The following is a 19420-nucleotide window of genomic DNA, read 5'->3' as shown; positions in this document are numbered from 1 at the left end:
GCATTGCACTCTGCACGCTTCGCTTGGTGCAAACATGCAGAGTGCTAGTGGCAGAGTGTTATTGCTCTTTCTTATCTATCTGATTTGTATAGATATTTATAAACAGCCTGGCTTGGCATGCAGCTTGCGATCTCTTATGTGAACCTGCGGTAGGTATTCCGCAGTTACTATGAGAAACAGGAGTGCAACTCATGAACAAGATCCAGACCTCTATTACTGCCGCCACCATCGCGACTGCCCTGGGCTTGCCGCTGGCTGGCGCTGCGTTTGCCGACACCGCGCCTGCATTTGATGAAGCCCAACCCATGATGTTGGCGGCCAGCGACACGATGAATGCAGCCGAGCACACTGCAGACGAAGCGGGCGAGGCGATGTCGGATACCTGGATCACTACGAAGGTCAAGTCTGCTCTGCTGGCTGGTGACTCGACCCCAGGCATGGAGATTGAAGTTGAGACCAACAACGGCGTCGTATCGTTGTCTGGCAACATCGCAACAGAAGCACAGCGTGAGATGGCTATCGAAAAAGCCCGGAATATCGAAGGGGTCAAAGAAGTCTCGGCAGATGGCCTGAAGACCGTCGATTAACTGTTGGGCCCCCATAAAACCCGCTGTAGTTCAGCGGGTTTTATTATCCTTCAGCCTCGCTCGCTGTCTATGTTGCTTAGGCGATTACCTTCGAAGCGGAGGAAGTGATACATGCCGTTTGTCGGCCCGTAGGTCCACTCCTCAAGCTGGACCTCATGCCAGTAGCCGTACTCGTCGACGATCTCCTTATACCCGGTAACCCCACGGCTCGTCGGTTCACCGCACTTGGCTTGGACCTCAGCTGTCGAGTCTTGCAGACTGACCAAGTTGCTTCCGCAACGAAACGTCGAGGACGCCTGCGCATGTAGCGCACTGAGCGTGATGGCGAGCGCGGTCAGCACGGCTCTTTTCCGCATGGGCGACTCCCTTGGTCAATTCGCGCGACTGGTTTCGATCCGTACCAGTCGGTTTCCCTCAAACGTGAGGATGCTGAATATGCCATTTTTGGGGCCGTATACCCACTCCTCACGCATCATTTCGCGACGGTGGTTTGAGCCTAGGGTGTAGCCCACCAGGTCACGTTGAACAGGTTGACCACATTTACGCTCAACCTCGAAGGCACGGTCGCCCGTGTTGATCAGGTTGCTACCGCAGCGAAAGGTATCTGCACCGGCTGCTGAACTCGCCAAGCTGGCTGCAACCAGGGCGATCGTTTTCCAATGACGTCTGCTTGGCCGTTTCATTCTGCCTCCAGATGCAGGACCGTAGGGACCTCACCACCCTGGACAATCTGGGATATGCCGGTATCGAGCAGGTAGACCCTGTCTGCTGCGAGCCCTGCGCTATCCACCAGATAATCCTTGATGCTGGCGGCGCGTGCACGGCTCAGGCGCCGCAGAAGCGCCGTGCTGCTCTCCCGGCTGCTTAGGATCGCCTGACGAAGCTGTTGCGCGCGGGCATCTTCATCGAGATTTTGCCACTCTGCCGGTGGTTGCTGCTGAAGGCGACTGCGATAGATGCCTTCCAGCATGGCCGTTTTCTCCTCTTCGCCAATTTCGAGCATTGATGGATCGGCCGGAACAGTATCACCACGTCGCTGCAAGATCTTATACCAAGTCTGCTGATATTCACGCTCCAGCCATTGTTCGGCGAGAAGCGCACCATCAACTGCCGGGGCACTCATACCTTCGACCTCAAGTCGAAGAACCGGGCGCTCCTTGAGCGCGCCGGCAAGCGCGTCAAGCTTACTGCGCGCTTTGCTGTCGAGTTCGCTGCTACCGGGCGGGAACAGGATCTGGCTAAGATCTGCCTGCTCGCGACCGACGAGCCCGCCAAGGAACTTGAAGGGCGACTTGGCTGCTCGTACTACCAGATTGCGTAACGTTTGCCAGATGATGGGCATCACGTCGAACTGCGGATTCGTCAGATCCCCTTGTATTGGAATCTTGAGCGCAATGGTGCCACTGCTGTCCTTCAACAGCGCCACTGCAAGACGCACCGGCAGGTCGACGGCCTGTTCACTGTCCACTTTTTCACCCAGCTGCAACTCTTCCAGCACCACTTCGTTTTCCGCATTCAGCTGCCCTTGCTGGATGCGGTAATGCAGGTCCAGATTGAGGCGGCCCTTGCGGATGCGGTAGCCCGCGAACTTGGCTGAATAAGGCGAGAGCGTGGTCAGTTCGACCTGCCTGAAGCGGGTGGTGATGTCCAGGCTTTGGAGCGGCTCGAAGGGCGTCAGGCTCCCCTCAATACTCACCGGAGCGTATCGGTCTACCTTGCCTTCTATGTCGACGCTCGCGGCGTTGTGCTGGCGGTTGTCGAGGGCGCCGATGTTACCGTTGAGATCCTGGATGGCTGTGATAAAGGGAGGACGCAAACTCAAATCGGCGAAACTGGCCGAACCGTCGTTTATCTGAATCCCGCCGATCCGGAGGGCGAAGGGTACGTCTGGCTCGTCTGGCGAGACGGGCGCACCGGATGGAGAGGACTCTTGGCCGGGCGTGGCTGCGGGCTTGTCCACCAATAAGTCATTGATGTTAGTCGACAGGTCCGGATTGATGATGAAGCGTGCGTATGGCTGGTTCAGGTCGATCTTGTCGATCTGCAGCGTGTTCGGGTAGCTGTAGTCGAGGCCATTGATCTGTAGCGATTGCCATCTCATCAGGTCCCGGTCTTGAATGGTGTCGAGGGTGTGGAGCTGCGTGATTTCAGCGGAACCGCCTATATGAAATGCCAGCGGCTCGATGCCCTTCAGCTCGACCGCAAGCTGGCTCGCCAGCAGTCCGCTGCGTAACTCCAAGTGAACGAACGGCGACAGGTAGGGCTGTGCCAAGCGCAAGTCGATCCCCGCCAGCGTGACATCGAATCTCCCCTTCAGGGGCGTCAATGTCAGCTGACCTTCGGCAAGTAGCGAACCTTGTTTGCCAACCTCGGTGGTCAGCTTTAGATCCACTGGAGATGTGCCGCGGCTGTCGAAATTACGCACATCCAGGTCCAGCGGGCCTACCTCAAGTTCGACGTTCGGCTCAGGCACTTTGTCAGCGAGGTGCAGATGGTAGTTTCGCAGTTCAGCGTCACGTAGAACGATCTGCCAAGGTCGATCAGAGCCATCATCCTTCTGTGCCGACTGAGGCTCGGCCTGCGCCGGTTTTTCCTCGGTATCAGTTGGCTGCGGTTGCGGCTCTGGTTTGCCGGCAAGCAGGCGCTGCCAGTTGAGCTGGCCGTCAGATTCGCGTATCAACCCGCTCTCCAACGTCTGGCTGCGCACCTGGCCGACGGTCACTTGTTGCTTCTGCAGGTCAAAAGAAGTTTCGGCAATCTGTGCCTCCTTCAGACGAAGCAGCGGTTGCCCGTCCAGGCTGTCGATGCTCAACGATGCCAACGTAGCGTTAGCATCGCTCAGCTGCAGCGAGGTGCCCTCGCTGAGGTCGAGCTGATACTCGGTCTTCAGGCTCACCTTACCCTCGTTGAGGGCGAGCGGTGCCATGTCTCGTACATATGGCCAGAACGTTTTCAGGGCCAGATCGTTGATCTCAATCTGGCCGGTCGACGTAATGGGGGAAAGGTTGAGCTGGCCTTTCCATTCGATACGTGATCCGTCTGGGCCTTTGGCAACCAGAACGGCATCTGCCGTGTCATCCGAACGGGTTGCAAAATTGAGCAGCTCGAAATCCAGCGAGTCGAGTAGGAAGTCGATCGGCTCCTGGGTTCGCTGATCGGCGAAGTGCACCCGTCCGCCGGCCAGTTTCAGGCGATCGATGCGCAGGGCGAGGGGCTCCGCATCTTCTTCGGCCACGTCTTCTTTCGTAGGTAGCTCGAATAGCTCGGACAGGTTCAGTTTGCCGTCCATGTCAAACAGGACTTCGGCATTCGGTCCGATGAGCTCGATGTCCGCGAGGTGCAGAGAGCGAGTCCAGAGGCTGTCCCATTCAAGGTCGACGAACAACCGTTCGAACGCCAGTTGCTCGGCGTCCGGCTCGCCCATGCGCAAGTTGTACAGCCTCACATCCAACGTGAACGGGTTCAACTCGATTCGCTCAAGGCGAGCCGGTACCGTCGCGTATTGCGTGAGCTGCTTGTTGATGAGGCGCTGCGCCACTCCGGGAAGGATTAGAAAACCGAGCAGGCAGTAGACGATCAGGGCGGTCATCAGGCCGATGAGCGCGCGCTTCAATCCGTTGGGCATGCGGACCTTCTTTCCAGGCGATGAACTGCCTTGGAGTATGGCATGACACCCGGGTTCCTCTTGCACGCGGGGCCACGCGCTACTTCACAACTGAAGCATGAACACCTTGAGCGGCGGCTTGCCGCCCGTTGACGGGGAGTGGGCTGTAACGGATCGAACTGCTTGGGTGCCTGTTCGCGAGAGGACGTGCGCGGCGACTCGGCAAGAATGACCGCGCAGTTTGTCGAGAAAACCGTCGGCTAGCGTTCGATTGCCAGTGCGACGCCCTGACCGCCGCCGATGCATAGCGTTGCCAATCCTTTTTGGGCGTCTCGGCGGATCATTTCATGCAACAGGGTCACCAGGATGCGGCAACCCGATGCGCCAATCGGGTGACCGAGCGCGATGGCGCCTCCGTTGACGTTGACCTTCTGCGCGTCCCATCCCAGCTCCTGACCCACCGATAGCGCTTGTGCCGCAAAGGCTTCGTTGGCTTCGATCAGGTCGAGCTCGTCTAGTGTCCAGCCGGCTTTTTCCAGGCACCGACGCGTGGCCGATACGGGGCCGATGCCCATGATGGCGGGGTCAACGCCAGCGTTTGCATAGCTGGCGATGCGAGCCATCACCGGTAATCCAAGCGCTTTCGCCTTCTCGGCGCTCATCAGCAACACGGCGGCGGCACCGTCGTTGAGGCTGGACGCGTTACCGGCCGTTACGCTGCCGTCCTTCTTGAAGGCAGGTTTTAGCTTGGCCAGGCTCTCTGCCGTTGTCCCAGCCCGAGGCTGCTCGTCGATGTCGAACACCAGCGGTTCACCCTTGCGCTGCGCAATCTCGATAGGCGTGATTTCGTCGCGCAGACGCCCGGCTTCGATGGCGGCAACGGCTTTTTGCTGTGAGGACGCAGCAAAGGCGTCCTGAGCTTCGCGCGTAATGCCGTACCGCTCTACGAGGTTTTCGGCTGTGATGCCCATGTGATAGTCGTTGAAGGCGTCCCACAGGCCGTCCTGAATCATGCTGTCGACCAGTTTGCCGTGGCCCATGCGCAAGCCTGTGCGTGCGCTGGGCATCACATAGGGTGCAAGGCTCATGTTTTCCATGCCGCCAGCGATGACCACATCGGCGTCGCCACAACGGATCGCCTGGGCCGCCAGGTGCAGCGCCTTCAGTCCGGAGCCGCAGACCTTGTTCAGGGTCATCGCGGGTACCGCATTGGGCAGCCCCGCGTTCATGGCCGCCTGCCTCGCCGGGTTCTGCCCTGCGCCTGCTGTTAGAACCTGGCCCAGGATGACTTCATCGACTTGGGCCGCATCGATTCCGGTTTGCTGAAGTAGCTGGCGGATAACCGCGGCGCCTAGGTCCACGGCTGGAATATTGGCCAGCGCACCCTGAAAACTGCCGACAGCGGTGCGAGTGGCGGCGACGATGACGACGTTTTGCATGATCTCGGCCTCGAGAAAGGTGCGGGCTCCCGCGGGGCGCTCATGTTGGCACAGGCCAGAAGGAGGCTCCAAATGCGGAACCTGCCAGTCACGCTAGCGTATGGGCAGGCCCATACGGCGTCGTGCGCGGTGAGCTGAGCCGCTGCGCACGGCCCAGCGCAGCACCGGCGCGGTTCGCCTCACGGACATTCGGATCAGTTGCCGTTCGCGGTCCGACTGGCAGAGATCCAGCATGTCACTCGCCCAGTCCGGTAGCAGGTCGACGCCGGCGCGCATCATCAAAGCGCCGAACGGCTTGGCGAGACGACTCGGGGCCGGCGCCTCGAACAGGATGCGTACAACTTCCCGCGAGCGTTCGTCGCAGTGCAGATGTGGGCGCATTGCCTGTAGATACTGTTCCACCTCCTGGTGCGAGCGCGGCACATCGCGTGCGCCGAGCGCTTCGGCGATCCGCGCCACTTCGCTGTAGTAGCGATCCTGCTCGTGCCCTGGTAACGCCGGGTTGAGGTAGCGCAGGTGGGCCTTGAGAAAGCTGCTAACTTCTGCCACGTGCACCCAGGTCAGCAGGTCCGGGTCGTACGCGGCATAGGGCCGGCCGTCGGGTGCATGTCCGGTCACTTTCACGTGAATGGCCCGGACCCGTTCAATCAGCCGCTGTGCATCGGCGTGGCTACCAAACGTGGTCGCGGAGATGAACTGCCCCGTACGACGCAGACGACCGAGCAGATCGTCGCGAAAGTTCGAGTGATCCCAGACGCCCGCCAGCGCCAATGGATGCAGTGCCTGGAGCAGCAGGGCGGAGATGCCTCCCACCAGCATTGAGGTGAAGTCGCCGTGCACACGCCAACAGACCGAGTCCGGGCCGAACAGGCCGGGGTCACCGGGCGGGCTTTCGTAATCGACACCGCCGATGGCCAGTCCTGTGAGGCTGAGCACCTGCGATTCGATATGACGGCGGATCATCTCCAAAGGCGAGATCTGGCTTGGCTGGGAAGTCAGATATTACCCGAAGCGCAGGGGTTACCCAGTGCCAGCCGATCAGCGTAGGCGAGCAGGTGCGTGGGGCAGGCGCAGAGGTAGAGGAGAGCCGGACAGCGGCCAGGCGCTGTCCGGCTTTGGCAGCAATCAGCCGCGATGGCGACCGCGGAAGAAATCGATCAGACCCTGGGTCGAGGCGTCTTCGGCTGGCTGCGCGTCGAAGCTGGTCATCTGACCATAGACCGCTTTGCCCAGGTCCTTGCCGAGCTCTACGCCCCACTGGTCGAACGAGTTGATCCCCCAGATCACGCCCTGGACGAACACTTTGTGCTCGTAAAGCGCGATCAGTGCACCGAGACGGCCGGGGCTGATAGTTTCCATGACCACGGTGTTGCTGGGGCGATTGCCCGGGATCACCTTGTGCGGGGCCAGACGCTGCACTTCGGCTTCATCGAGACCCTTGGCGCGCAGTTCGGCCTCGGCTTCCTCACGGGTTTTGCCCAGCATCAGCGCCTGGCTCTGCGACAGGCAGTTTGCATACAGCCATTCATGGTGATCGGCTACAGGATTGTGGCTGACCACCGGCACGATGAAGTCTGCCGGAATCAACGGCGTGCCCTGATGCAGCAGTTGGTGGTACGCATGCTGGCCGTTGGCACCAACACCGCCCCAGATCACTGGGCCAGTGGTGCAGGAAACAGCAGAACCGTCCTGGCGAACGCTTTTGCCATTGGACTCCATGTCCATCTGCTGCAGGTGTTTGACGAAGTTGCGCAGGTAGTGGTCATAGGGGAGGAAGGCGTAGCTCTGCGCGCCCCAGAAGTTGTGGTACCAGATGCCGAGCATTGCGAGCAGCACCGGCATGTTGCTTTCGAACGGCTCGCTGAGGAAGTGCTGGTCCATGCTGTAGGCACCGGACAGCAGGTCCTTGAAGTTGGACATACCGATCGCCAACGCGATGGGCAGGCCGATCGCCGACCAGAGTGAGTAACGGCCCCCGACCCAATCCCACATTGGGAAGATGTTTTTTTCGCGAATACCGAACTCGACTGCGGCCTTCTTGTTGCTGGTCACTGCAATGAAGTGCCGATAGAGCTTTTCCTCAGTACCGCCTTTGCCCAGGTACCAGTTGCGTGCGGCCTGAGCGTTTTTCAGCGTCTCCAGGGTGCCGAAGGTCTTGCTGGAGATGATGAACAGGGTGGTCTCGACGTTCAGCTTGGCCGTCACTTCGCGGAATTCGCTGCCGTCGATGTTGGCCAGGTAATGGGTCCGTACACCGTGCTGGGTAAAGGGCAGTAGCGCTTCGGAGACCAGCTGTGGGCCGAGGAAGGAACCGCCGATACCGATGTTCACCACGTCGGTGATCGTCTTGTCGCTAAATCCGCGCCACAGGTTGTTATGGATGCGGGTCACGATGTCAGTCATCTGGGCCAGAGCGGCGTGTACATCGCGTATGACGTTGCGTCCATCGACTATCACCGACTCACCCATGGGGCGACGCAAGGCGGTATGCAGTACCGGGCGGTTTTCAGACGCGTTGATCCGCTCACCTTCGATCATGGCGCGCGCGGCCTGCTCAACGCCGGCTTCGCGGGCCAGGTTCACCAGCAAGGTCCTGGTCTCGGGCGTGATCAGGTTCTTCGAATAGTCCAGAAACAAGCCGCAGCAGGAAACCGACAGGTCATCGAAGCGCGTCGGGTCCGCCTTGAAGGCGTCGCGCATGCTGAAGTTCTGCATGGCCAGGCGGTGTTCTTCCAGGGCCTTCCAAGAGGACAGGCCGGTAGCATCGAGAGGGTGCTGGTAGTAACTCATGGTTGTACGGCTTCCTTTGCTTTGGCGAACTGTCCATGGCTATGCGGTTCGTACGGACAGTCATTCGGTCATGCTGGCACGCTGGCATTCGTCCTGAATACAGCTGGCGCGTACCGCTGCGGTTGAACCGCAACGGCGACGGCACTTCCTGCACCGTCGAGACTGGTCTGACTGGCAAAAACGCGCGGCGTTCCGAAGCGTTGCGCCTGTGTAACCAATCGCCGTCAGATCCCGTAGACGTTTACAGATTCGTCTCGTCAGGGGAAACCTTTTGTGCACAAAAAAGCCCGCGACGCCATTGGCATTGCGGGCTTTCCAACCGCCTGTTCGGGATCAGGCAACCTGAACCGGGATTGCGTTGCTGGTGTGGCTAAGTTTGCCGTCTGCGTCCATGTACAACACATGCGGCTTGAAGCTGACCAATTCAGCTTCGCTGTAGTGAGCATACGCACAAATGATGAGTCGATGACCGACCCCGGCCTTGTGTGCGGCTGCGCCGTTGACGGATATGATCCTGGAGCCTTCCTCACCGCGGATCGCATAGGTAGTGAAGCGCTCGCCGTTGTCTACGTTGTAGATCTGAATCTGTTCATATTCGCGGATACCGGCAAGGTCCAGCCAGTCACCGTCGATGGCGCAGGAACCTTCATAATCCAGCACCGAGTGGGTCACCTGGGCGCGGTGCAATTTAGCCTTGAGCATGATGGCGTGCATGGCGGGGTCCTCCGGGTGCGCAAGCGGCGCAGAGTGTGCCCGAAGCCACAGGCCTGTTCAAGACCAAGGGTCGAGCTGGGTTATGCCGATGATCGGTCGTTGTTAGGGTGCTGGCGGCGCAATGTCGACCAGCAGGTTGTCGAGCAGGCGGGTTTTGCCCAGGAACGCGGCCGCGAGAATCACCACTTCGCGACTGCTTGTCGTGACGGGCTGCAGGTCCTCAGCGTTGCGGATCTCGAGATAATCGGGCCTCAAGCCGGCAGCCTGCAGCGCTTGATGGCCGGAGGCGAGCAGGGCGGGGTAGTCACGCTCACCCTTGAGCAGGGCGTCTGCTAGCTGTCGCAGCGTGCGTTGCAACATCGGGGCGATTGCGCGCTCGTCAGCGCAGAGGTAACCGTTGCGCGAGGACAGCGCCAGGCCGTCCTCGGCCCGCACGATGGGCTCGCCAATGATCTGCACAGGCATGTTGAGGTCGCGAACCATGGTGCGAACGACCGCCAGCTGCTGAAAATCTTTCTGGCCGAAGACCGCAAGGTCCGGCAGCACCATATTGAATAGTTTGCTCACCACAGTCGAAACGCCGTCGAAGTGCCCCGGGCGGCTGCCTCCGCAGAGCCCCTCGGTCACGCCCGGTACACGGACGATGGTCTGCATGCTCTGGCCGTGCGGGTACATTTCCTCGACGCTGGGTGCGAACAGCAGGTGACAGCCCGCCTCGACGAGCTTTTCCTGATCGGCTGCCAGCGTTCGGGGGTAGCTGTCCAGATCTTCGTTGGGGCCGAACTGCAGTGGGTTGACGAAGATGCTGGCCACCACGAACTCGGCGCGTTGTCCGGCTGTTTTCACCAGCGCGATATGCCCTGCGTGCAGATTGCCCATCGTGGGCACAAAGCCAATGCGCTTGCCCTCGCCACGGGCGCGGGTGACCGCGGCGCGAAGGTCGGCAACGGTTCTGACCACATTCATGCTGAGAACCCATGTTCGGCTGCAGGGAACTCGACGGCTTTTACTGCCTGGACATACGCAGCGATGGCTGCGGGAATGTCGCCATGCTCCTGCATGAAATTCTTGACGAACTTCGGAGCGCGGCCGCTGAGCGACAGGCCGAGCATGTCGTGCAGGACCAGCACTTGCCCGTCCGTGTCGCTGCCGGCGCCGATACCAATGACCGGTACGCTGACGGCCTCGGTGATCCGCGCAGCCAGTTCGCTGGGTACGCATTCGAGCAACAGCATTGCGGCACCGGCTGCTTCCAGCGCTTTGGCGTCAGCGATCATCTGCTGCGCCTGAGCCTCCTGACGGCCCTGGACCTTGTAGCCACCAAAAATATTCACCGCCTGCGGCGTCAGCCCCATATGCGCGCACACCGGAATGCCACGCTCGGCTAGCAGGCGGATGGATTCGGCCAGCCATGCAGCGCCCTCGACCTTGATCATGTGCGCGCCGGCCTTCATCAGGATGGCCGAATTGTTCAGTGTCTGTTCGATCGTGGCGTTTGCCATGAAAGGCAGATCGGCAATGATCATCGCGCCGCGGTTGCCGCGTTTGACGGACGCCGTGTGGTAAGCCATTTCCTCGACGGAAACCGGCAAGGTGCTGTCGTGGCCTTGAAGGACCATGCCCAGGGAGTCGCCGATCAACAGTATTTCGACCCCGGCTTCGCAGGCGGTCTTGGCAAACGTCGCGTCGTAGCAGGTAAGCATGACGATCTTCTCGCCCTTGCGCTTGAGGCCTTGCAGTGTGGTCAGGGTTACGTCTGGCATGAATGCCGTCCTCCTAAAGCCTCTGAGAGATCATGTGGCGTCGGAGCGCCAGTAGGGGGCAACGCCGCCCCAAATCGATGCGTGCCGGCTGAGGGCGCTTATAGTCCGGATGGCGGCGAGCTAAGTCAATCGCAAGTGTTACCTGCACGTTACGGCTGTTACCGGGCAGTTACATCGGCTTATCGATTCGCTCCAAACCCACGTAGGGACAGGCTGCGATCAGTTCGGCCAGCGTGCGGCCGTCGGCTAGCTTAAGTTCCGCTGGGGCAATCTCGGCCAGCGGGTAGAGTACGAAAGCCCGCGCATGCATGTGGTAATGCGGAACCGTAAGACGGGGTTCGCTGATCAGCCGATCACCAAACAGCAGAATGTCGAGATCCAGCGTGCGAGGTCCCCAGCGTTCGGTTTTTCTTTCGCGGCCCTGAGCGAGTTCGATCGCTTGCAGCGCGTCGAGCAGAGCAAGCGGTGACAGCGACGTGTCCAGCGCCGCCACGGCATTGTTGTAACGCGGCTGATCGGAAGGACCGAGCGGATCGCTGAGGTACAGCGAGGAAATCGCGGTGACCTGGGAGTCGGGAATACGCGCCAGCGCGTCGATTGCGCCACGCAGCTGCTGCCGCGGTTCGGCCAGGTTACTGCCCAGGCCGATGTATACGCGCTCCATATCAGTCTGCGGCTGCCGGGGCGTTTTCGCTGGGGCCGCGCTTGCGTCGATTGCTACGGCGACGCTTGCGGGGAGCGCCGCTGCCTTCATCCTTGTTACTCAGGCCCCGAATCATGTTGCGGCGTTCGCTGTCACTGGCTTCCTGATACCGGGTCCACCAGTCGCCCAGACCATCGGTTTCTTCGCCGGCGCTTTCGCGAAGCAGCAGGAAGTCATAGCCGGCACGGAACCGCGGATTTTCGAGCAACTGGTCCGCTCTGCGGCCCTGCCGACGTGGCAGGCGCTCCTGCATGTCCCAAATCTCTCGCATGGGCATAGTGAACCGTTTAGGAATTGCGGTGCGCTGGCATTGTTCCCATATCAAGTCGTGCGCGGCTTCCTGCATCGCCGGGATCGGCGGTAGGCCGCGCGCCTGTACCTCGGCGACACGCGCCGGCAGGGCAGGCCAGAGCAGGGCGGCGAACAGGAACGCGGGGGTCACTGGTTTACCCTGGGCGATGCGCAGATCCGTGTTGGCCAGAGCATTACGGATCAGCGTTCCGACGTAGTCCGGGTTGTCTTCCAGTGCCTCGGCGCTGGCCGGGAACAATGGCGCGAACAGCTCGTACTCCAGCAGTAGCTCAAACGTCCGCTCGGCTTTGCCGCTGAGAAACAGCTTGATGATTTCATCGAACAGGCGCGCAGAAGGCACATCGTCCAAAAGATCGGCCAGATCAGCGATCGGCTCGGCGCTGTGCTTTTCAATTTCGAAGTTCAGTTTGGCGGCAAAGCGAACGGCTCGCAGCATCCGCACCGGATCTTCCTGATAACGCTGTTCAGGGTCGCCGATCAGGCGAATCAGCTTGTTGCGGATGTCGTGGACGCCATGGGTATGGTCCAGGATGCGCTCCGTCGAGGGGTCGTAATACAAGGCGTTAATAGTGAAATCGCGGCGCTGGGCGTCATCTTCCAGCGATCCGTACACGTTATCGCGCAGGATTCGCCCGCTCTCGTTGCGAGAAGCCAGGTGGCTCGCCTCGTCATCGTCTTCTTCAGGGTGATTGGCGCGGAAGGTAGCGACTTCGATGATCTCGCGGCCGAAATGTACGTGGACCAGCTTGAACCGCCGGCCAATAACCCGCGCGTTGCGAAATTCTGCGCGAACCTGTTCCGGCGTGGCGCTGGTAGCCACGTCGTAGTCCTTCGGGTCTAGGTCCAGCAGCAGATCGCGGACACAGCCGCCAACGACATAGGCCTCATATCCGGCTTGCTGAAGCCGCTCGACGACACTGACCGCATGGCGGCTAAGATCGTCGCGGTGTAGCGAATGCTGCCGGCTGGTCAGTATTTCGGGTGTGCGACGAGGATGCGGGAAACGGCGCAGGGGAGAACGAAAAGACTGGAACAGCTTTTTCAGCATGGGAGGCACTGTGTGGCGAAATGACAAGGTGGCGTAATGAATAGCCACGAAATAGTCGTAGATTCTAGCACCGGGAACCGGGATGGTGAACGAAGCGTAGGGAGGTGTCAAAACACGGCCGAAGCCAGAAAGCACTAGGGGGAGCCGAAGCTCCCCCTTTAATGATGTCGCGTGCTTTGTTGTTATTAGTATTTCGGGCGTGTTGTTTTTGTTTGCCGCCCGTTCCCTTCAGCTATCGCTTCCGGGAATCGCTCCTACATTGGGAGCAAAGAGCAAACGGATTTCTTTGGTCGCTGATATGCCAAGTGTCTCAACCAGTTCAGGTACTGCTTAAGCAGCTTTTGTTGTTCTCGGCCTGGTCATGGGGCAAGCCCCGTATGGCATGTCCTCTCCAAAAGAATCAGTTAGCTACGCCTCTGCCTTATTGTCTTTATTTTGCTAGAGCCGGTACGTCTTGTTCTTATTGTGGGTCTGCTTGTTATTGTTGTTGTGCCAGATATAAAGCATTCGCCGTGCCAGTTTTTGAAAAACCTTATAGATCAGGAGTTTAGGATTTCCAGGGCGGCATTCGGAGGAAAAATGAGCGGCCCTCCGTTACCGATGGACCCGGTTTTTGTTACGGCGAGGTAGTGACGGTAACAAGTCACTACCCAGCCGCACTCGATTTGCGCCGCGGGATGCCCAGGCGCTGCCGGCGTTCCCATAAGCACTTGCGGCTGATGCCTAGCTTTCGGGCCAGCTCGGTCTCGGTCATGTGGTCCTGGTGCTCCAGTACGAAGTGCTGGAAGTAATCTTCCAGCGAAAGGTCCTCGGTCGGCTCGTTGCTGTTCGAGACGACGGCCGCAAGCGGACCGCAGGAATCATCGAAGTCGTCTTCGAGTTCATCGAGCTCTATGTCGATCCCCAGCAGCTCCGCGCTGATCTCGCTGCTTTCGCTGAGGATGGCGGCTCGCTCGATCGCGTTCTCCAGCTCACGTACATTGCCGGGCCAGGCGTACATGCGTACGGCTTGCTCCGCCTCGCGGGAAAAGTGCAGGCCTTCGCTGCCCATACGCTCGCCCTGGCGCGCAAGGAAGGCCTTCGCGATTTCCAGCACGTCACTGCCGCGCTCGCGTAGCGGCGGCAGCTTCAATGCGATGACATGCAGGCGGTAATAAAGGTCTTCTCGGAACTGGCCGTTCTTGGCCAGCGTTTTGAGGTCGCGATGGGTCGCGGCGATCAGGCGCACATCGACCTTTTGCGATTGGGTCGAGCCGACTCGACGAATCTCGCCTTCCTGCAATACCCGTAGCAGTCTGGCCTGGGCTTCGAGTGGCAGCTCGCCGATCTCATCCAGAAACAGGGTACCGCTGTCGGCAGCTTCCACCAGCCCGGCACGTCCGGCGCTGGCGCCAGTAAATGCACCTTTTTCATGTCCGAACAGTTCGGATTCGATCAGGGTTTCCGGGATCGCTGCGCAGTTGACCGAGATCATCGGCGCCTTGGCGCGCCGCGAGAGGTTGTGAAGCGCCCGTGCGACGAGCTCCTTGCCGGTCCCGGACTCGCCCTGGATGAGCACGTTGGAATCGGTTGGCGCCACCTTCCGGATCTTGCCGAACAGATCCTGCATGGGTCCGCAACGCCCAATGATGCCGATCTCGCTGTTACCGGAGTCGCCTGTCGTAACCGTGTCACCGGTCGAAGAGGGTTGGTTACGCTGGCTCGCAGGCGAGGCTGTGGGCTGCTGATGGTCGTTGAGAATTCGGGCTACGGTCTGCAGCATCTCATCGTGGTCGAACGGCTTGGCGATGTAATCGACCGCGCCCAGTTTCATCGAGTCCACTGCTGAGCGCAGGCTGGCATAGCTGGTCATGATCAGAACCGGGGTGCCTTCTGCGAGCCGTATCAGTTCGGTACCCGGAGCGCCAGGCAGGCGCAGGTCGCTGACGATGAGGTCGAATGCCGGAATGCTGAAACGCTCCTGCGCTTCCTGCACCGAGCCGGCTTCGCTGACCTCGTACTGGTTGCGTTCGAGCAGTCGGCGCAGGGCGGAGCGGATGATGGTTTCGTCTTCGACGATCAGAATATGGGGCATCAGTACTCTCTCGACGGTCTGAAAGCAGCTACGGGCCGTTGGAACGCCGCATGTAGCGTCGGTGTTCCATGGGCTCGTGCATGCTGTCGCGATGCGGGGCGAATTCGCCAGTGCGGGGCTGTGCTATTCATCTTGCTGGTCGCCGCAAGACCCGTGGCACGCTGTTATCTTCATGGCAAATAACAGGCGAGTGGCGGGACTCGCGTCGTCACTCCTTGGCATTTGTCGCCTCGACATGCCGCGGCAGGGTAACGCGGAAACGGGTTCCACGCTGGGTAGCCAAGTTTGCAGGGCTGTCTATATTGATCTGGCCATAATGCTCTTCCACGATCGAATAGACCAGCGCAAGGCCCAGGCCGGTTCCTTCGCCGGGATCCTTGGTGGTGAAGAACGGCTCGAAGAGACGGTCCTGGATCGACTGTGGGATTCCGCTTCCTTCGTCCTCGACGATCAGGTAGACGGTCTGCTCGGCTACCTCGCTACGCACACGGATGGCACCGCCCGGCTCGGATGCGTCGCGAGCATTGGCTAATAGGTTGATCAGGACCTGGGCCAGGCGTTGGGGATCGCCCTCGGCCAAATGGCTCGGATCGCACAGATTGAAAAAGCGCACCTCGGTGCCGCGACGGTTGAGAGAAAGCAGTGCAATGGCATCTTGTGTCACTTCGGCAAGACTGACCGGATACATGTCCTGCTGCTGCCGGCCGCCGGCGTGGGCGAAACTCATCAGCGACTGGACGATGCGTGAGACGCGTTTGGTCTGCTCGACAATCTGGTTGCTGATCTCGATGATTTCCCCATCAGCCTCTCGCTCTTCGCGCAGATTCTGCGCCAGACAGGCGATGCCGGTGATCGGGTTGCCGATCTCGTGCGCTACGCCGGCGGCCAGCCGGCCGATGCTGGCCAGGCGTTCAGAGTGGACCAAGCGGTCTTCGAGCTGCTGGGTATCGGTGAGGTCTTCAATCAACAGAACCAGACCGCTGTTACCGGGTGCCAGCGGCTCGGCGATGGCGGCCTTGTGCAGGTTCAGGTAGCGGCTGTGGCCATCGAGCTGCAGTCGTTGTTTATGCAAGTGCTCATCGTTCTGCTTGATGAAGTCCGCCAGCAGGCTTTGCCAAGGCTCGGCAATGGTGGAGAGGCGCGAGCCGACGACCTGCAACGCCGGAATCTCTGTCAGCTCTTCCAGAGCTCGGTTCCACATCAGGATTTCCTGATCCTTGGCCAAGGAGCACACGCCCATCGGTAGTTCCTGCAGGGTCTGTCGGTGGTAGCGGCGCAGCGCATCCAGCTCTGCGGCCAGCCCGGTCAGCCGTGAATGGTATTCCTCCAGCCGATTCTCGATGAAGTGGATGTCTTCAGTGACGTAGCCGTCGGCACCTTTCTTGTAGGAAAGGAAATTCTCGACGATGTCCTGAGCGACGCTAGGCCCCATGAGGCCTGAAAGGTTGGCCTCGATGCGATCACGCAGGCGACGCAGGGCGTAGGGGCGATGCTCGTCGAACGGCAGCTGCAGGTCCTTGAGCGCCTGTTCCACCTCGCGCTGGGCCGTCTTGGCACCCAGCGGCTTGGCCAGCTGCGCAGCAAATTCCTGCGGTGAACCGGCTGTCAGCTCTCGCCGCTGAGGGCGACGTACATTTTCCACGGCGCAGGCTTCGGCTGCTGCCTGTTCCTCGGCGCTGGTTTCCGTGAAGATCGAGATCAGCGAGAACGCCAGTACGTTGACTGCCAGGGATGCAATGGCCGCGAGGTGCCAGCTGGTGTCGTCGAGTACGTAAACGAGGTTCAGCAGTGGAATGTAGAACCCGTCGAGGTTGCCCACGAGCGGCAGCAGCATGGTGACGACCCAGACGGCGATGCCGGCCAGCAGGCCGACGATATAGCCACGACGGTTAGCCGTCGGCCAGTACAGTACCGAGAGCACGCCCGGGAGAAACTGGAGTGTGGCCACAAAAGCGACAATGCCAAGGTTTGACAGGTCCTGCTCGGCGCCGAGCATCAGGTAGAAGCCGTAGCCCGCCATGATGATGGCGAGGATCAGGCTGCGGCGGGTCCACTTCAACCAGCGGTAGATGTTGCCTTCGGTAGGCGGCTGGTAAAGCGGTAGCACCAGATGGTTGAGGGCCATGCCTGATAGCGCCAGGGTGCTGACGATGATCAGTCCGCTGGACGCTGAAAGCCCGCCGACGAATGCGAGCAGCGTCAGTGCCTCGCTCTGCGCCGTAATTCCGAGGCCGAGGGTGAAGTATTCGGGGTTGGTACTGACGCCAAGCTTGAGTCCGGCCCAGAGAATCAGCGGCACGGCCAGGCTCATCAGCAACAGGTACAGCGGCAGGCCCCAGCTGGCGCTGACCAGCGCCCGCGGGTTGAGGTTTTCAGTGAAGGTCATGTGATACATATGCGGCATGACGATCGCCGATGCGAAAAACACCAGTAACAGTGTCCGCCATGGACCTTCCTGCAGCGGGGTGTGCAACGCCTGTAGCGCCGACTGATTCTGTAGAAGCCAGAACTCCAGCTGATGCGGCCCGCCAAAGACGACAAAAAGCGCGTACAAGCCGATAGCGCCGAAGGTCAACAACTTCACCACCGACTCGAAAGCGATGGCGAAGACCAGTCCCTCATGCTTCTCACGCGTGGCGATGTGCCGGGCGCCAAATAGAATGGTGAACAGCATGATCATCACGCAGTAGCCCAGCGCAACCCTTTCCTGCAGGGGTTCGAGGGTAAGAATTCCGATTGCATCGGCGACGGCCTGAATCTGCAGGGCAAGCAGGGGCAGCATTCCGATCAGCATCACCACCGTCGTCAGCGCACCGCTCCAGGTGCTGCGGAAGCGAAAGGCGAACAGATCCGCCAACGAGGCCAACTGATAGGTCCGGGTAATGCGCAGAATCGGATAGAGCAATACGGGTGCGAGCAGAAACGCGCCGCAAACGCCGAGGTAGGTGGCGAGGAACCCGTACCCGTACTGATAGGCGAGGCCCACCGTGCCATAAAACGCCCAGGCACTGGCGTAGACGCCGAGGGACAGGGTGTAAGTGAGCGGATGGCGGATGACCCAGCGTGGGATCAGCCCACGCTCGCTGACCCAGGCGACACTGAATAGCACCAGTAGATAGGCGGCGCTGATCAGGATGAGATGGCTGAGGCTAAAGCTCGTCTGCATCGCGCTGACTCTGAAGGATGAAGGTCACCACGATGAGGATCAGCCACAACAGATAAGGCCGGTACCAGGCGCCGTTGGGGTCGATCCACCAGTCCATGATGGCGGGCGAAAACAGATAAATTCCCACCACCAGGAGCAGCACCAGTCGGTAGATGTACATGCTGGAACTCGTGTCGAAAGTAGGCGGATGGTAAAGGAAGCGGCAACCGGCAAGCCACAGCCTGGCCAAAAAGAGCGGCGCACGTCGATCAGGCCCCTTGCGGAAAAGATAGGTGGACCGTCAGCGAAGCTGTGACTCCGCCAGGGTCCTGCTGTGGGGGATGCGCTCGGCATCCCAGTGTGCGGTTGCCCAGGTCAGCAGCTCGTCGGGCAGGGCATCGCTCAGCTCGCTCGGGGTAGGCTGACCGAGCGCGCGCAGCGCACGCAGCAACAGCGGTGTGGCTTCAGCCGGCTGCAGGGGTGGTGAGCGGTAACGTTTACCCAGCTTATGACCATCCGGCTGAATGATCAGCGGAACGTGCAGATACCGCGGGCGAGGGAGGCCAAGCAGGTCCTGCAGGAACAGCTGCCGTGGGGTCGAGTCGAGCAGGTCGGCGCCGCGCACAATGTCCGTCACGCCCTGCCAGGCGTCGTCCAGCACCACCGCTAGCTGATAGGCGATCAGTCCGTCACGGCGGCGGATAACGAAGTCGCCGACTTCACGGGCCAAGTCCTGGCTGTATTGACCTTGGACGCGGTCGCTGAAACTGTAGATTTGATCAGGCACGCGCAAGCGGATCGCGGCATCTGTGGTGTCTCGTCCGGCTTCGCGGCAGAAGCCAGGGTAGAGCCCGGCGAATGCCTCCAGTTGCTTGCGCGAGCAGGTGCAGGCGTAGGCATGCCCGCCCTGTCTGAGCTGGTCGATCACCTCGTTATAGACTTCAAGCCGTTCGCTTTGACGCACCATATACCCGTCCCACTGAAATCCGTAGGCTTCCAGGGCCTGCAGGATCGCCTCTTGGGCACCTGGCATTTCTCGCGGCGGATCGAGGTCTTCCATGCGCAGCAACCAGCGGCCGCCTACGGCACGGGCATCGAGATAGGATGCGAGGGCGGCTATCAGCGAGCCGAAGTGCAAATAACCACTGGGTGTCGGCGCGAAGCGGCCTATATAGGAGGAGGGTGCGGACATGAGCCGGCTCGGGTTCAGGATCGTCGAGGCGGAACAGCGGCAAGCGTGC

16 protein-coding genes are annotated in these 19420 nt (G+C 60.3%); 1 reads left to right on the top strand and 15 read right to left on the bottom strand.

Annotated elements, in window-relative coordinates; genetic code table 11:
* Positions 1 to 191: 191 nt before the first annotated feature.
* The gene (locus JQR87_RS15455) at positions 192 to 587 is read left to right on the top strand and encodes a BON domain-containing protein (RefSeq protein ID WP_407295478.1); all 396 of its coding nucleotides are present in this window, start codon (positions 192 to 194) and stop codon (positions 585 to 587) included.
* Between the two features lie 50 nt (positions 588 to 637).
* Here the strand turns inward: JQR87_RS15455 and JQR87_RS15450 are convergent, their stop codons facing one another.
* The 15 genes from JQR87_RS15450 to gluQRS form a co-directional block, all read right to left on the bottom strand.
* Entirely contained in the window at positions 638 to 943 is a 306-nt protein-coding gene (locus JQR87_RS15450; protein WP_407295481.1) for a DUF2845 domain-containing protein, read from the bottom strand.
* A gap of 15 nt (positions 944 to 958) precedes the next feature.
* The gene (locus JQR87_RS15445; RefSeq protein ID WP_407295484.1) at positions 959 to 1270 is read right to left on the bottom strand and encodes a DUF2845 domain-containing protein; all 312 of its coding nucleotides are present in this window, start codon (positions 1268 to 1270) and stop codon (positions 959 to 961) included.
* Positions 1267 to 4212, bottom strand: a complete 2946-nt coding sequence (locus tag JQR87_RS15440) for a DUF748 domain-containing protein (protein ID WP_407295486.1) — start codon at positions 4210 to 4212, stop codon at positions 1267 to 1269. Before JQR87_RS15440 ends, JQR87_RS15445 begins: the two co-directional genes overlap by 4 nt.
* A 239-nt stretch (positions 4213 to 4451) precedes the next feature.
* Positions 4452 to 5630, bottom strand: coding sequence for an acetyl-CoA C-acetyltransferase (locus JQR87_RS15435; protein ID WP_407295488.1), 1179 nt, complete (start codon positions 5628 to 5630; stop codon positions 4452 to 4454).
* A 93-nt stretch (positions 5631 to 5723) separates the two neighbouring features.
* On the bottom strand, positions 5724 to 6599 hold the full coding sequence (locus JQR87_RS15430; protein WP_407295489.1) for an oxygenase MpaB family protein: 876 nt from the start codon (positions 6597 to 6599) through the stop codon (positions 5724 to 5726).
* 156 nt (positions 6600 to 6755) lie between these two features.
* Positions 6756 to 8420 (bottom strand): glucose-6-phosphate isomerase, encoded by a 1665-nt coding sequence (gene pgi / locus JQR87_RS15425; protein ID WP_407295491.1) that lies wholly within the window; start codon positions 8418 to 8420, stop codon positions 6756 to 6758.
* A 333-nt stretch (positions 8421 to 8753) separates the two neighbouring features.
* Entirely contained in the window at positions 8754 to 9134 is a 381-nt protein-coding gene (gene panD, locus JQR87_RS15420) for an aspartate 1-decarboxylase (protein ID WP_407295494.1), read from the bottom strand.
* A 102-nt stretch (positions 9135 to 9236) separates the two neighbouring features.
* Entirely contained in the window at positions 9237 to 10100 is an 864-nt protein-coding gene (panC, locus tag JQR87_RS15415; RefSeq protein ID WP_407295496.1) for a pantoate--beta-alanine ligase, read from the bottom strand.
* Positions 10097 to 10897: a 3-methyl-2-oxobutanoate hydroxymethyltransferase gene (gene panB / locus JQR87_RS15410; RefSeq protein WP_407295498.1), complete on the bottom strand. Its 801-nt coding sequence runs from the start codon at positions 10895 to 10897 to the stop codon at positions 10097 to 10099. Before panB ends, panC begins: the two co-directional genes overlap by 4 nt.
* A gap of 169 nt (positions 10898 to 11066) precedes the next feature.
* Positions 11067 to 11561 carry a 2-amino-4-hydroxy-6-hydroxymethyldihydropteridine diphosphokinase gene (gene folK / locus JQR87_RS15405; protein ID WP_407295500.1) on the bottom strand — a complete coding sequence of 165 codons (495 nt, stop codon included), beginning with the start codon at positions 11559 to 11561 and terminating at the stop codon, positions 11067 to 11069.
* A gap of 1 nt (position 11562) precedes the next feature.
* A complete protein-coding gene (locus JQR87_RS15400) occupies positions 11563 to 12960 on the bottom strand; it encodes a polynucleotide adenylyltransferase PcnB (protein WP_407297677.1) in 1398 nt (465 codons plus the stop codon).
* Positions 12961 to 13606: 646 nt separating this feature from the next.
* Complete coding sequence (locus JQR87_RS15395; RefSeq protein ID WP_407295503.1) at positions 13607 to 15034, bottom strand: sigma-54-dependent transcriptional regulator; 1428 nt, start codon at positions 15032 to 15034, stop codon at positions 13607 to 13609.
* 208 nt (positions 15035 to 15242) lie between these two features.
* On the bottom strand, positions 15243 to 18200 hold the full coding sequence (locus JQR87_RS15390; RefSeq protein WP_407295506.1) for a sensor histidine kinase: 2958 nt from the start codon (positions 18198 to 18200) through the stop codon (positions 15243 to 15245).
* Complete coding sequence (locus JQR87_RS15385) at positions 18184 to 18360, bottom strand: hypothetical protein (RefSeq protein ID WP_003095129.1); 177 nt, start codon at positions 18358 to 18360, stop codon at positions 18184 to 18186. Before JQR87_RS15385 ends, JQR87_RS15390 begins: the two co-directional genes overlap by 17 nt.
* Before the next feature lie 120 nt (positions 18361 to 18480).
* Entirely contained in the window at positions 18481 to 19371 is an 891-nt protein-coding gene (gluQRS, locus tag JQR87_RS15380) for a tRNA glutamyl-Q(34) synthetase GluQRS (RefSeq protein ID WP_407295509.1), read from the bottom strand.
* Between the last annotated feature and the right edge of the window lie 49 nt (positions 19372 to 19420).

This window comes from Stutzerimonas stutzeri (genome assembly GCF_051028275.1).
Taxonomy (GTDB): Bacteria; Pseudomonadota; Gammaproteobacteria; order Pseudomonadales; family Pseudomonadaceae; genus Stutzerimonas; species Stutzerimonas stutzeri_AS.
Note: the sequence above shows the minus strand (reverse complement) of the source record. Positions and strands in the feature narration are given on the sequence as shown.

What these genes read in the sequence shown, in the direction of transcription:
- JQR87_RS15455 (WP_407295478.1), top strand. Translation starts at nt 192, where the DNA reads ATGAACAAGATCCAGACCTCTATTACTGCCGCCACCATCGCGACTGCC.
- JQR87_RS15450 (WP_407295481.1), bottom strand. Translation starts at nt 943, where the DNA reads ATGCGGAAAAGAGCCGTGCTGACCGCGCTCGCCATCACGCTCAGTGCG.
- JQR87_RS15445 (WP_407295484.1), bottom strand. Translation starts at nt 1,270, where the DNA reads ATGAAACGGCCAAGCAGACGTCATTGGAAAACGATCGCCCTGGTTGCA.
- JQR87_RS15440 (WP_407295486.1), bottom strand. Translation starts at nt 4,212, where the DNA reads ATGCCCAACGGATTGAAGCGCGCGCTCATCGGCCTGATGACCGCCCTG.
- JQR87_RS15435 (WP_407295488.1), bottom strand. Translation starts at nt 5,630, where the DNA reads ATGCAAAACGTCGTCATCGTCGCCGCCACTCGCACCGCTGTCGGCAGT.
- pgi (WP_407295491.1), bottom strand. Translation starts at nt 8,420, where the DNA reads ATGAGTTACTACCAGCACCCTCTCGATGCTACCGGCCTGTCCTCTTGG.
- panD (WP_407295494.1), bottom strand. Translation starts at nt 9,134, where the DNA reads ATGCACGCCATCATGCTCAAGGCTAAATTGCACCGCGCCCAGGTGACC.
- panC (WP_407295496.1), bottom strand. Translation starts at nt 10,100, where the DNA reads ATGAATGTGGTCAGAACCGTTGCCGACCTTCGCGCCGCGGTCACCCGC.
- panB (WP_407295498.1), bottom strand. Translation starts at nt 10,897, where the DNA reads ATGCCAGACGTAACCCTGACCACACTGCAAGGCCTCAAGCGCAAGGGC.
- folK (WP_407295500.1), bottom strand. Translation starts at nt 11,561, where the DNA reads ATGGAGCGCGTATACATCGGCCTGGGCAGTAACCTGGCCGAACCGCGG.
- JQR87_RS15400 (WP_407297677.1), bottom strand. Translation starts at nt 12,960, where the DNA reads ATGCTGAAAAAGCTGTTCCAGTCTTTTCGTTCTCCCCTGCGCCGTTTC.
- JQR87_RS15395 (WP_407295503.1), bottom strand. Translation starts at nt 15,034, where the DNA reads ATGCCCCATATTCTGATCGTCGAAGACGAAACCATCATCCGCTCCGCC.
- JQR87_RS15390 (WP_407295506.1), bottom strand. Translation starts at nt 18,200, where the DNA reads ATGCAGACGAGCTTTAGCCTCAGCCATCTCATCCTGATCAGCGCCGCC.
- JQR87_RS15385 (WP_003095129.1), bottom strand. Translation starts at nt 18,360, where the DNA reads ATGTACATCTACCGACTGGTGCTGCTCCTGGTGGTGGGAATTTATCTG.
- gluQRS (WP_407295509.1), bottom strand. Translation starts at nt 19,371, where the DNA reads ATGTCCGCACCCTCCTCCTATATAGGCCGCTTCGCGCCGACACCCAGT.